16 protein-coding genes and 1 pseudogene are annotated in these 12632 nt (G+C 43.6%); 1 reads left to right on the plus strand and 16 read right to left on the minus strand.

Annotated features, from left to right (window positions below; translation table 11 throughout):
* Positions 1-96 precede the first annotated feature (96 nt).
* The 9 genes and pseudogenes from L2744_RS15245 to radC form a co-directional block, all read right to left on the minus strand.
* Positions 97-426, minus strand: coding sequence for an inovirus Gp2 family protein (locus L2744_RS15245; RefSeq protein WP_248992760.1), 330 nt, complete (start codon positions 424-426; stop codon positions 97-99).
* The gene (locus tag L2744_RS15250) at positions 426-851 is read right to left on the minus strand and encodes an Arm DNA-binding domain-containing protein (protein ID WP_248992724.1); all 426 of its coding nucleotides are present in this window, start codon (positions 849-851) and stop codon (positions 426-428) included. Before L2744_RS15250 ends, L2744_RS15245 begins: the two co-directional genes overlap by 1 nt.
* 306 nt (positions 852-1157) lie before the next feature.
* Positions 1158-1281 (minus strand): annotated as a pseudogene (locus tag L2744_RS15255).
* A gap of 51 nt (positions 1282-1332) precedes the next feature.
* Positions 1333-2325 (minus strand): hypothetical protein, encoded by a 993-nt coding sequence (locus L2744_RS15260; protein ID WP_248992725.1) that lies wholly within the window; start codon positions 2323-2325, stop codon positions 1333-1335.
* A 440-nt stretch (positions 2326-2765) separates the two neighbouring features.
* The gene (locus tag L2744_RS15265; protein ID WP_248992726.1) at positions 2766-3338 is read right to left on the minus strand and encodes a hypothetical protein; all 573 of its coding nucleotides are present in this window, start codon (positions 3336-3338) and stop codon (positions 2766-2768) included.
* Positions 3335-3895 carry a recombinase family protein gene (locus L2744_RS15270; protein WP_248992727.1) on the minus strand — a complete coding sequence of 187 codons (561 nt, stop codon included), beginning with the start codon at positions 3893-3895 and terminating at the stop codon, positions 3335-3337. The genes L2744_RS15265 and L2744_RS15270 overlap by 4 nt, the downstream gene beginning before the upstream one ends.
* Positions 3896-4032: 137 nt before the next feature.
* On the minus strand, positions 4033-4221 hold the full coding sequence (locus tag L2744_RS15275; protein WP_248084413.1) for a hypothetical protein: 189 nt from the start codon (positions 4219-4221) through the stop codon (positions 4033-4035).
* 57 nt (positions 4222-4278) lie between these two features.
* The gene (locus L2744_RS15280; protein ID WP_248992728.1) at positions 4279-4716 is read right to left on the minus strand and encodes a DUF2787 family protein; all 438 of its coding nucleotides are present in this window, start codon (positions 4714-4716) and stop codon (positions 4279-4281) included.
* A complete protein-coding gene (gene radC, locus L2744_RS15285; protein WP_248084411.1) occupies positions 4713-5195 on the minus strand; it encodes a RadC family protein in 483 nt (160 codons plus the stop codon). Before radC ends, L2744_RS15280 begins: the two co-directional genes overlap by 4 nt.
* A gap of 156 nt (positions 5196-5351) precedes the next feature.
* Between radC and L2744_RS15290 the strand changes: the two genes are divergently transcribed.
* Positions 5352-5762, plus strand: a complete 411-nt coding sequence (locus L2744_RS15290; protein ID WP_248992729.1) for a hypothetical protein — start codon at positions 5352-5354, stop codon at positions 5760-5762.
* Positions 5763-5886: 124 nt separating this feature from the next.
* Here the strand turns inward: L2744_RS15290 and L2744_RS15295 are convergent, their stop codons facing one another.
* From L2744_RS15295 to L2744_RS15325, 7 genes are all read right to left on the minus strand, one after another.
* Positions 5887-6129, minus strand: coding sequence for a hypothetical protein (locus L2744_RS15295; RefSeq protein ID WP_248992730.1), 243 nt, complete (start codon positions 6127-6129; stop codon positions 5887-5889).
* Positions 6130-6135: 6 nt separating this feature from the next.
* Positions 6136-6411 (minus strand): hypothetical protein, encoded by a 276-nt coding sequence (locus tag L2744_RS15300; protein ID WP_248992731.1) that lies wholly within the window; start codon positions 6409-6411, stop codon positions 6136-6138.
* A complete protein-coding gene (locus L2744_RS15305; RefSeq protein WP_144345513.1) occupies positions 6408-6587 on the minus strand; it encodes a hypothetical protein in 180 nt (59 codons plus the stop codon). Before L2744_RS15305 ends, L2744_RS15300 begins: the two co-directional genes overlap by 4 nt.
* Positions 6588-6698: 111 nt before the next feature.
* On the minus strand, positions 6699-9863 hold the full coding sequence (locus L2744_RS15310; RefSeq protein WP_248992732.1) for a type I restriction endonuclease subunit R: 3165 nt from the start codon (positions 9861-9863) through the stop codon (positions 6699-6701).
* 75 nt (positions 9864-9938) lie between these two features.
* A complete protein-coding gene (locus L2744_RS15315; protein WP_248992733.1) occupies positions 9939-10592 on the minus strand; it encodes a PM0109 family protein in 654 nt (217 codons plus the stop codon).
* On the minus strand, positions 10580-11281 hold the full coding sequence (locus tag L2744_RS15320) for a hypothetical protein (protein ID WP_248992734.1): 702 nt from the start codon (positions 11279-11281) through the stop codon (positions 10580-10582). The genes L2744_RS15315 and L2744_RS15320 overlap by 13 nt, the downstream gene beginning before the upstream one ends.
* Before the next feature lie 2 nt (positions 11282-11283).
* Positions 11284-12594, minus strand: coding sequence for a restriction endonuclease subunit S (locus tag L2744_RS15325; RefSeq protein WP_248992735.1), 1311 nt, complete (start codon positions 12592-12594; stop codon positions 11284-11286).
* Positions 12595-12632 lie beyond the last annotated feature (38 nt).

Genomic DNA, 12632 nt, shown 5'->3' on the forward strand with positions numbered 1-12632 from the left:
CCGCTAAAAGCCAGTAAACCAACCAAAATAAGAAAGGCAGCATGGAATGGTGATTTTAGGAGCGAGATTTTCTTTGGTTAAGAGATTTAACAAAGCTTAATCCCGCCCTGGTAAATATTGGGGATTTTCTGGAAAATGAATCAACCCTTGAGCCTGGTGAATATCAATTTTAAGAGCACTCGCCCAAGCTTTGTGTATTCGGTTATACATATTAGCTCGACCCAATTCAAACTTTCCTAAACTTTTATACGCATTACCATTGAAGAACAAACAGACATGGTAATGACACTTATCCCTTCCACTCATCTCTTTAACCCAAATATAAAATAGTTCACTGGCGTGGACCTGACATAAGTCAGTATTTCGTAATTTTGCCAGAAAACCTGCTTTTAACTGGGCTTTTAATGAGTCTAAGAATCGGGTAATTACTGCAGTATCATCCGATTCAAACGTATCAGCAAATCGTAGGTCAACTTATGCTTGAGAGTTTGAGCGTTCTCTGTTGCCGCTTTTAATTTGTTTTCAACTTTAAGTAATTGGGGGTCGATGCCTTCGGCCAAATGTTTTCGCGCTTCAAGTGCTTTATCTCGCGCCTCAGCTAAGGATACGTCAGGGTATGAGCCTAAACCAAAATAGGTGGGTTTGCTGGTGGAGGGGCGTATATATCGAAATTCCCATGTTTTCCCTGCTGTGCGCACATAGAGATAGAGATTGCCACCATCAGACAATCTATAGGGCTTTGCTTCCGCTTTAGCATTGAGCACAGCTTTTGCAGTCAGCTTATTTGTACTTCTTCCCATACCGTTCTCCTCCCTCAAATTAAGCCCCAAAGTAATGCTTGATTTTGGCATTATTTCGCACTCTAAAATCAAGCATTACTTATCACTGAATAAATTCAGATAAATCAGGATATTGCCAAGTTAAATCTGGGCTATAAAATCGAGAAAATCAAGTAAAAAAACGGCATAAAAAATGGGTATTTTTTGAAGTCAAAAGTAATGCCAAAATTTACCAAATTTCCTTGGCATTACTTTTGGCATTACTAAAGATTTCGGATGCTGTAGGATGGTATTAAACAATATAGGATTGTAAGTTATTGATTTTTATAAAAAACAGGTAAGAAAAAAGACGCCCTAGGACGTCTTTAAACTTGAATTTGGCGGTGAGAGAGGGAGTCGAACCCTCGAATCACATCCTTTTCTAACAACCCCTATAAAATCATAGTGTTGTGCACCTTGATTTTTTTAGATTGTACCAGCTTTTTGTACCAGTTAAAACTATAGAGGAGTCAACCCAGCAGAGCGACTCCTCTTGGAGAGTACGCATTGTCGATTAAGACATAATATGAAATTTTTTAAATATTTCAGCCAAAAAATTTAATCTTTCCCTCGCACTTTGGCTGCTCCTGCTTTCTTTATCACTACAAATATCATCAGATGTACAATACTGAGCACATTCCTCTTCCGAACCTTCATAACAAATAGAAAACAGGTCGTATTCATTTTGACTTGTTGACCCTGTATACTCTTCTTTATGAACTAAACCAGAAAAATATGGCCATTCCTGTGGAGATTGACGTAACTGCCTCATAAGCTTATTTTCTATTTGTGTTCGCTCTTCGTAAGTGTCTTTGAAAGATTTAGCAAAGTTTATATAATCTCTATCGATTATAGTGTATAGCACACCTATATTTTTTTCTTTATATTTGATAATAGCAACAGCTTGTTGAACTCCATTATTACTTTCAAGACCATTATTAAATCTAAGCCTTCCGAGGACTTGACCTTCTACTTTAAGGTAAGTTTTTCTCTGAGTTTCTGCTTTTAACTTTTTATGCTCGCTTTCATAATACTTCTTTAATTCTGAATAAGAATTTTTCTCATCAGCATTAAGGCGAACAGCCACTTTGTCAATATCATCAACTGAAATAACCTTATCATTCAATAAAGATAATAGAAATGCATCACCAACACTTTCGGTATAACGAGTAAGAGTATCAGTATCTAGTATATAGAAACCTCTTGAGCTTTTGATACACTGCAAAATATCTTCTTTTTTGATAAACTGATCGCAGAAATTAGATGCACTGAAATGAGGACCATAATCGATGCTACCCATCTTCAGAAGCTCACTTAAACCATTGAAAAAATTATCTATATTTTTTTCAACAAATGCAATTTCTACTATTTTTTTTTGATTTTCAAGTCGTTTTTCCTTACTGTAAGAATCAAAACTTTGCAATAAAAACAGCACTAAAAGAGCTATTGCAGAGCCAATAACAAGATACCATAAATCCTTTTTTACATTAGGGTTATCTAATTTCATTTTCTACACCATTAGAATCCATTAGTTATAATTATCAAGTTTATTTTAAGTATAAGAATACGAGCATAACAGTCACAATAAGCCCTTACATCCATTATCTACCATGAAAAATATATGTATCATAATTAGTTAAGAGAAATCTGTGACTAAGTTCGCCCACAGAACGTAATGCTGAACTAACATTTCCTTAAAACCATAATATCTTGGTATAAACATTCGTTTCGATCACCGTACATCATTGCTCAGGTTCTCTTGATGACTTGGTTTTACATACAGAGACACATATAGAAAGTCTGTAAGTTCCGTGCCATTTACTCAATCACTGCTCTTGCAAGCAAGAAAAACACAGTTCCAGCAAGTGCATAAAGATAACAACATCTTTGGGTTCCCCATATTTCCTCCAAAAAAAAAGCCATCAATTTGCTTGATGGCCTTAGATATTATTTATCGAGATCTACTTGAGCAGACGGTGAGGATTCTTGTGAAGAATTACGACTGCTTTCTAGTTCTTTCTGTTGCTCCATCGTATGGATACATCCCCAAACACCAGCAATAGTGGCAATAAATATCCCCCAACCTGAAAATAAACCAAAGAACCGCTCAATTAGCTCAGCTCCACTTGTCTTATTTAGATGCAAAACAGCCATGAAACTGATAACGCCATAGGCTCCTATAACAGCATAACTAGCAAGAATAGTTTGTAGCTTAAGCTTCTTGCTCCGATATTCTGCTTGTTGTGGGCTTAGATTTGGCGGTGTTTCTTCAAGCCATTTGCGTTTGACAGAAATATTCCACATACCGATTGGAGCAAAGAGTGCCATAGACATAATAATGGCTCCAAAAATAGTCGACCAACCGAATAAGATAGTGGTTGCTATAGGATTCAACGCCATCATTCGCCCACTTTCGCCTACATACAGACACCATGCTAACAACACTAAAGTGCTGATAGCCGACATTCCAGCAAATACCGCATAGTAGGTCTTTAGCTGTTTCTTTGTTTTCTCGCTCATAACTTATCCTTAGATGTTAATTGTTTTGCTATCCGTTGAACGCTGGACAAGCTGATATTCAACCTCTTAGCCACTTCTGGCTTAGGCAAACCTTCCGCAAGCAATGGGGCTGCTTCTTTCGCCTTAGTGATTGCCGTGGGTTTACGTCCTTTATATTTTCCCCGCTGTTTTGCGAGAGCTATCCCTTCTGCTTGCCGCTCTAGCATCAGCTCTCGCTCAAATGTTGCGATGGCACCAACCATAGTCAGCATGAGCTTGCCTGTTGGGGTTGCTGTATCTATGCCTAGATTCTGGATTTGCAGTGAAACCTGTTTCTTGGCCAAGAATTCAGCTATCTCCAACAAGTGACGAGTGTTACGAGCAAGCCTGTCGAGCTTTGTGACAATCACAATGTCACCCTCTCTAACAAACTCGAGCATGAGTTGCAGTTGCGGACGGTCATCCTTTGCACCACTTACCTTTTCTTGGAACACTTTGTCGCAGCTCATCAATGCCTTTAGTTGGGCATCGAGGCTTTGTCCCGTGGTCGAGACTCGGGCATATCCTATCTCTGCCATGTATGACTCCTGTTCAATAGAGCAAGGTATACTGACCAAGCCCTTCAAAAGGTCGAAAACAACCCATGTGACATGGTTTATGAGTCAATCCTCAACGTGTCACACGGGCTTGGTTTATTGACTATGAATACAATGAGTTACTCAGCTTCTTGATCTGAGTCACTCTCCTTGTTTTCCCATCGTTCTTCATCTGCTAAATACCGCTCGACAAAGGCTTGGATGAGGATCGGCACTATGGTCAGTAGTGCGGCTTTAGCGACCTTCTTGAGTAACTCGCTAATGTTGTTTCTCCTGTAGGGTTGGCATTCAGGCAGCCGAAAGCTCACCACATGAACCCATGTAGTGATTTTCTAGTTAATGCTGAATGGAATGGTGTGGTGGGATCAGTCCCAACTGATGGTTATCTGATAGAGATCATCAACCACATAACTTCTGAAGTTGGCTTCCCATAACCGATAAAGACCACTGAAATGGCTTAGCGGGTGAAATCCAACATAAGCCTGATACCCTGAACCCTCTGCGAAGTTGAAGTCGATATCCTTTTCGAGTTCATGGAAGTAACGTCCTTGGTAGGCAAAGTCGGTGATATAGCAAACTTGCCACATGCTGGTGGCCTGTGAGTATTCCAAACGGATTTCGACTGGATGAAAGCCACCAGCATCGGCAGAGTAACTCGGGTCACGAAAGTTAATAGTCACACCATTACTCACAATAGGCGGCAGATTATTGAGCAGCAACCGCCGAATGATTTGCGTCAAACTTAGCGTCATCGGCAATAAGCTTCTCGCGGCTTTGAGGTCAATCTGAATTGTTGTGGTCATATCCAGCCCCTCTCAGCAAAAGACACAACTTCATGGTGACCAATCACAAAATGATCTAAGGCTGCTACATCAATAGTTGCTAATGCTGTTTTTAAACGCTCTGTAATGCGTTTATCGGCCTGTGATGGTTCAGGTATGCCAGAGGGATGGTTATGGGCAAATATCGCGGCAGCGGCGTTTCTATGAAGGACCAATTTTACCACCTCTCGTGGATAAACTGAGGCGGCATCAATGGTGCCAAAGAACAGTTCTTCATAGGCTATCAAACGGTGCTGACTATCAAGCAATAGTACTGCAAAGACCTCCCGTTCATAGGCAGCCATCCTTAGCCTAAGGTAGTCCTTAACAATTTGTGGCGAAGTAAATACCTCATGATTAACTCCGAGGCTATAGCGAGTTTCCAAGATAGCTATCGCCTCCCGGATAACAGAGTCTTGCTCATTATCATGAAGGGGATTGTTGAGTGTTCGAATAGACATATTCTCTCCTGTGTATTTGATTTACATCAGGTTTCTTATGCCTTAGTTCATGGTGAAAAATGACGGTATAAGGGAGTTGAAACGGTTACCCACAGATTAAAATAGAAATATGGGGGTGACATATTATGCCCCACTTAACTTCCATAGGAGAAAAACATGCATAACGAACAAGCTCTACCGTATACAGCATTACTTGTAGAAGGCCGTTTTACCCCCGAAACCAGAGAGCATCAGATTCGAGAAGCCATCAAGAATCAAAGCCCCTTCTTTTCCGTCGAGATAGTCCCTGATAAACGTGGCACCAATCAGAAGATGATGCATCTTCAAGGGGAAGTGGCTATGGGGAACGGTGTCTTTAGGGAACCAGAGGCGATCAGGGCATTTCTAATTGAGCAAGGTTTTATCCCTGAGTCTATCTCAATCACTAAGGGCGGCAATCTCTATGCGACTCATCCTAGAGAACATCTGCCGTATATGCACTGGATTGTCAGGCTGTTAGTCCATTTTCAGGCTTTTGGGGAATGGCTTGCTGTAAAGTACTGGTACGGCGATTACCCTGACAAATAAGCAGATTGGGTGCTTCGCGGGGCAAACAAAAAGGTAGCCGTATAGGCTACCTTTACACAACTCATTGAATACCATTACCGCATTGCAGCGGCTCGTTTCATCACTTTTCGTTGTTTGGTGGAAGTTACTCAACAACCGTGTACATGGTAACGAGTCCCTTTACAGGATCATGTGTTGGGATTTTCTTGAAACCGTGTAGTTCATAATGCTGAATTAATCGGACAACATCTTCACATTCAAGGATTATCACCCGCCCCCCCACTAATGCCCTAGCCTCATCAATCACGGCATAAACTTCATTCAGGATGGTCTCTAGGTCGACAGGATTGTCATCGATTGCTAAGTTTTTCCCAATCTGTCCAATCAAATATGCCTAAACCCGTTCGGCCCGCTTATCGAAGCCATCAAGTTTTTTTATGGCAGTAAGCGAAAGCCCTCTGTCGATCAGCTCTATTTCTTTGAATGATAAAGAAAAATAAGCAAGAATCTGCCCGATATCATCAAGCATCAGGTAGGTTCTGGCAGTATCCCTAACTTCGAATTCAACGGCTTTACTATGCAGGAAAAGTTCAACGTCTTGATTTTTGGGGCAGGTAAATGAACGAAGGAGCTGTGAGATATCCTCTCTAGACAGCTCTTCGTCATTCAATAGGTCACTGATTTTGACAAGCGTCGTTTTAATAGCTTTATTCCTTTCTCGGCATCTTTGCGATGATCACGTTGAGCAACAGTCACTTTCCTTGGTGCTCGTATATCATGCTTGATGTTGGAAATTGCTACGCTATCTTCAACAATAAAGGCTCGGTCAAATGATGCTGTAGACATTTGGCACCTCCTTAGATTAATGACGGCACATCATATAGCAACGACTGATTAATGACCAGACCGTCACTACAATAGTTTTAGCATATAGCACAAACCCAACACCCACAATCACTAACTTCTCAATTCTCGCCCTAGCCCTTTAAGCAAGATATCCAGCAGAATATTTTGAATAGCTTTGGCCGCTTCGGGGCGAGCAAGATAATCCATCGACATCCCATGTTGAATGTCCATTCGTTCAATCACAGCTTGATCGGCCGCTTTAGGGAAGTCCCCCTGCATAATCGATTTACGGTCATTGTTGTGGATCTGGTCCATCACGACCTTATCTTCAGCAATTTTACTCGCCATACCATGGAGCCAATCTAGCTTGTCGCCATCGGTAATGCCTTCGCCAAACAGATCATTCATCTTGGCGAGGATTTCAGAGAGAAAGTCCTTTTTGTCTTTCTTAGGCGTCGCACTACCCAGCCCTGTAATCCCATCAAGTCCTTCACCTCTGCCTTCCCTAAGTTCTAGATCTTGAGTCCGTTTCTCCTTCAACTGGTAATGGCTAAGGACCAATCCATCAAGGTCAATCTCATCATCTTCCAACGCCTCTTCTCGCAGCAATGGCAGTAGATGTTTAGCAAAGGTACTGAGCTGCTCTAAGTCGATAGCATCAAACTGGGTTATCTGTGAGGCAAACTCATAGAAGCGGATATAGCTGTTAAGGTCCTTCTTGAACATCACCAACTGATTTCTAGCCTCTTCCGCTTCAGCAACACGTTTCTCGGCATTCGCTTTATCAACGTCTGTCCCTGCCAGCTTTATCTGCTTGAGTTGCTGCTTAGCGGTTCTCAAGGCATCGGTGGCCAGCAGATAGCGTTTACGGAAACGGTCTCTCGCCGGAGCAAGATAATGCAGCATATAATCGGTGCCCCGTTTGGGGTCGAAGTAACACCCTGCAAAGGCTTCGACTTCACTCCACAGGAATATGCCTTCATTCACCAGCTTGTGCTTCAGGTCATACACCAAGTTAGGATCAGAGACTGTCTCAAGCTCTGCCGTTTCGTAATACTTTTGGAACTCTTCCAACACTTCCTGCGGCTCATTCACAAAGTCGAGTACAAAGGTACGATCCTTGCCCGGATAAGTCCGGTTAAGCCGCGAGAGTGTCTGAATACAATCCACACCGGTTAACTTTTTGTCCACGTACATAGCACAGAGTTTTGGCTGGTCGAAGCCCGTTTGGAACTTATTCGCCACCAGCATCAGTTGGTAGCCATCGGTGTCGAATGCTTTACGCATATCTTGACCATTAAGATTCGGATTCATGCTCCGCTCGGTATGTCCAACAGTAGTCTCAGGGTCAATCACTTCACCCGAAAAAGCCACCATTGCCTTTATCTGGTGATAACCTTGTTCCTTAACGTATTTATCAAATGCGAGCTTATACTTGACGGCCTCAAGGCGACTGCTCGTTACCACCATCGCTTTGGCTTGATGATTGAGTAAATGAGCCACATTTGCCTTAAAGTGCTCAACTATCACTTGCACCTTTTGGCCAATGTTATGTGGATGCAACCTCATCCAACGGTTAAGTGTTTTCTTGGCTTTTTTGCTATCGACTTCCTGTTCGGCATTACCACCTGCCATCGCCATCCGATAAGCCAAGCTGTAACTGGTGTAGTTACGTAGCACATCGAGGATATAGTTCTCCTCAATCGCCTGCCGCATACTGTACACATCAAAAGGCTTAGGTTTGTTGTCATCACTAAGCGGCATCATTGGGTTTTCTGGTCGCCCAAATAACTCTAACGTCTTACCCTTTGGGGTCGCCGTAAAGGCAAAGTAGCTGATGTTTTTGCTGCCACCACGGGCGGCTAGCGTCATGTTCATCACATCTTCAGCACTGAGTTCTTCATTGTCCTCAAGCTGCTCGGCCATCAACACTTCACGCAGTTGTCTTGCCGTGCTGCCGCTTTGGCTCGAATGGGCCTCATCTGCAATTACCGCAAAGGTACAATCCTTTAAGCTGGTGGCTTCCTGAATCGCCTTTAGCACATAAGGGAAGGTCTGAATCGTCACCACAATAATCGGTGTACCACTTGTCAACGAAGCGGCTAACTGTGCCGATTTACTGCCATCACCTTCATCGCGGTTAATCCGGCTAATCACGCCTTCAGCATGCTCAAATTGCGAGATGGTTTCTTGTAGCTGGCTATCGAGCACTGTACGGTCAGTAATCACAATCACCGACTTAAAGATTTTATTGCCATCATGGTCGTATAACGAGGCGAGCTGGTGGGTTAGCCAAGCAATAGAGTTAGACTTACCCGAACCTGCTGAATGCTGAATAAGGTACTTTTGGCCAGTCCCTTCTTGCTCAACCTGTGACAATAGCTTTTGCACTACATGCCACTGGTGATAGCGGGGAAATATCATGGTTTCTTTTTTAGTGACTCGGCCTAAGGCATCTTCTTCCCGCTTCACTTCGAGGTGAATATAACGCCCTAAAATTCGCAACCAGTTATCCGGTGAAAATATTTCACCCCATAAATATTCAGTGGCAAATCCTTGGCCATTTTCGGGCTGTTCGTTGCCCGCACCACCTGCTTTCGTCCCCTTGTTAAAGGGCAAAAAGTACGTGTTTTCGCCAGCCAGCTTGGTCGTCATCGCGACTTCAAACTGATTCACAGCAAAGTGCACTAACGCCCCACGGCGAAACTTCAGTAGCGGCTCATCTTTGTTACCAGTTTTAACTTGGCGATCTTTACGGTACTGCTGCTTGGCATTTTCAAGGCTTTGCTTAAAGCACGACTTGAGCTCTAAGGTCGCAACGGGTAAGCCATTAACAAATAAGGTGAGGTCTAAGCGACCATCATAACCATTAGGGCTGTACACCAGCTCAGGCACCACCCGCAAACGATTGGCGTGATAACGGCTCAGTAACTCAGGGTTCAGCCCATGATCAGGCATAAAGGTGGCTAAACGGAGTCTGGCACCACGGTCTTCAAGGTAATTACGTAACAGCCAAAGCGTACCTTTATCGGCATGGTCTAAATGCCTAACCACCGCATTGAGTAGATGTTTTTCGGTTTCTTGCGGATAAATCTTGGCGTATTTATCCCATGCTTCCGGTTGGCTTTGCAGCACATAAGCGAATACATCTTCAGGGTAGAGAGCACGTTCACGGTCGTAATGGGCAGAATCCCCCAGTAACCATCCCTGCTTTAGCAATGCTTGAATGATATAGTCCTGAAAAGCTTTCTCACGGGCTTTCGCATCCATACTCATCAGTCTTCCTCAAAATCTCTTTTTCATAACGGCTTGGTTTTTCAAGCCAGATAGTAATAAGGGTGCATGTAATCTCTAGCTGATTTCATCTGCTACATTGCTAAACCCTTCAAATCCATGATCTGTGAGCAATTGCTTAAAGGTTATCATCTGTTCTACAACGCAGGCTTTGTCCCTGAGCTGACTAAAATCAAACCTCTGACGATAGACTTGCCAGTCGTCATTACGGTGAAGTCCTAAAGTTAAGTTTGGGACAGACTTAATTCGGTTCTTAGTTACAGACCAATCATTGCCCCAATCATCCCCTTCTGTACGTTGAACCTGATATACAGTGATCTCTAGATAAGTAGCACTCTGAGTGACTTGAGGCATAGACATAGGTGATGGGTCATACCCTTTACCGTGGACGATAAATACATCGTCAGTGATCAGACGGATTTCGACCATCTGTGCCACAGATTGCTTACTGCTCCAATTACCATCCTTTGTATGGCTAAACACTACATCTGCCATGGGTAACGCATCCCAGCTCCAGCGTTGAGGGTGTACGAGATCGTTAGCAGATGTGCCCGGCATACTGAACTGCATCGTGCCCCAGTAGCAATGTTCAACGCCAAGTTCGGTTCGCATCAATAGAATGATATCTTTCACCCGCTGATAGAATGCCACCAGCACCCGCTGGGCCTGACGCACCTCCGCCAGAGCCTTATCTATTGCTATTTTTTCCATCTGCCGAATTCCTTGATTGCCCCACCGCTACTTACCTTGAATCCCTGCTCAACACTGTTTGCCAGCCAATCAACAAACCCCGGCATGTCCCGATAAGGCGTCACGCCATTGGCTGTCATGGCATCGCACAGATCCCTTATCAGGATGGCTTCACCGGCATGTGCAACATCGGTAAACGCGACGATAACTTGATAAAACTGCTGCCAACTCATCCCTTGCACAGGAATTGACTGAAGTGAGGGAGGTAACTTCTGCTTAAGACGAATAACTTCCTGCTCAGGACGTTGCCCTAAGCCACCTATAGCAAACAGGGCTAGTTGCTTATCTGGATAACGCTCCTTGGCGGCATCCAACTCGCCACGCCACTGGCTTGAAGATTGCCAGTTATCTTCATTAACCCGCTTGGCCTCAACCACCAGTGTTAGACTATCAAAATGAAGCACGACATCCGGCTCTATTCCCCAATAGGGCCACAGTTCTATACTTTGAAGTTCATTACACAGGTGCCCAATTTCAGGGAACAAACGGCTTAAGACTCTTTGTAACGAACTTGGACTCAAATAAGCCAAACGACTCCAGACCACTGCCGTCACCAAATCTTCAGAGCGGCGATACAGCGACCGCCAACTCACATTTTGGCCATTTATCTCAACTCGCCGAGCCTTTCCCTTGCTGATAGCGACAAACATGCTTATCCCTCCTTGGGTGGTGTCCAGTCACGGAGGTCGATCTTGCCGGTCACAGCGGCGGAGATCAGAGCTGTGCGGCGTTCTTGCATTAATTCAATTGCTTGCAACGCTTTAGCTTCTATTGTTTCTAGCACATGACATAATCTAAGTGCTGATTCAGTTTCAACCTTTTGTATCTCAAATCCAATAGCCCTTATTGGGAAGCTTTTAATCTGGTCTGGACTAATATGTGGCACACTAACACCGGTTAAATCAGCCTCAACAAACGATTTAAATTCATAGCTGGACAGACACAACTTCACAAAGGGTTGATATGTATTTAAATGAGTGCGGATACGTGCAACACGTTGCAGTAGAAGGCATGGCAAATCAGCACTAGTAACCTCAGCAACCCTTGCTCCGGCAGCAATCCACGGCCTATCCATACCAAAAACAATATCACCGACCTGTAATTCGAAATCCTTTACAATTACCCGGTCTGCTTGAGGCCACCAAACAGTATCGTTCCATTTCAATTTACCAACACCGACATTAACGCCACGCAACAGTGGGATATTCCCGTCTGACTCATTCTTAAAACTGGCACTCGGAAAAGCGTAGCCCGGAAGAAGATCTACGAAATACGATAATTTTGCTGATTTTTCACCTTCACGTATGTTAACAGCATGAGATATCACGGCTTGGCGTTTCTCTTTAAGCAGCTCTATCAGCCGCTGTTGCTTTGCTATCAACTGGTCAATTCTGGCGGTTTCGTAGTCGAGAAAGGCAGCGATGGTACGTTGTTCTTCAATGGATGGGATTGGAATGTATTGCCCCTTGATATCGTCCCAGCTTATTGCCGCTCGATGCACAAGTATTCCATTTCCAAGAATTGCTAAATGTTTCTGAAAAGACTTGTTCTCGAACAACCGAAGAGCGTACCGTTCTTCAACAACGTATTTATTGGCATCAAGAATAATGTAAACAGGGCTGCAAATTCCATCGTAAGGCGACATTCCATACGAGCCAATTGCATAGTTCATACTGTTAATAACAAGGTTTCCCTTACGGACTAGTTTACATTTTGTTAAATCGTCCGGCTTTTTATTTCCAACATCACCTTTATCTTCATACAGTACGATTCCGATGTTCGCCATCAATGAAAGGTAATTGTCTTCCTTTCCATCGGTATTTTTTGCAACCAAATGATTAACGCACGCACGACATGGAAGTACACCCCAATGACTTGGTACTTCCCCTAGCCACTCCACGCCCGAATCCCTATACTCACAATACTCCGCATACTTGCCGCTCAACGTTGCATGCTCACTCATAGCACGGCTCCTAATGAGCATTTTTTGCCCAGAACAAG

The organism is Shewanella profunda, assembly GCF_023283765.1.
Taxonomy (GTDB): Bacteria; Pseudomonadota; Gammaproteobacteria; order Enterobacterales; family Shewanellaceae; genus Shewanella; species Shewanella profunda.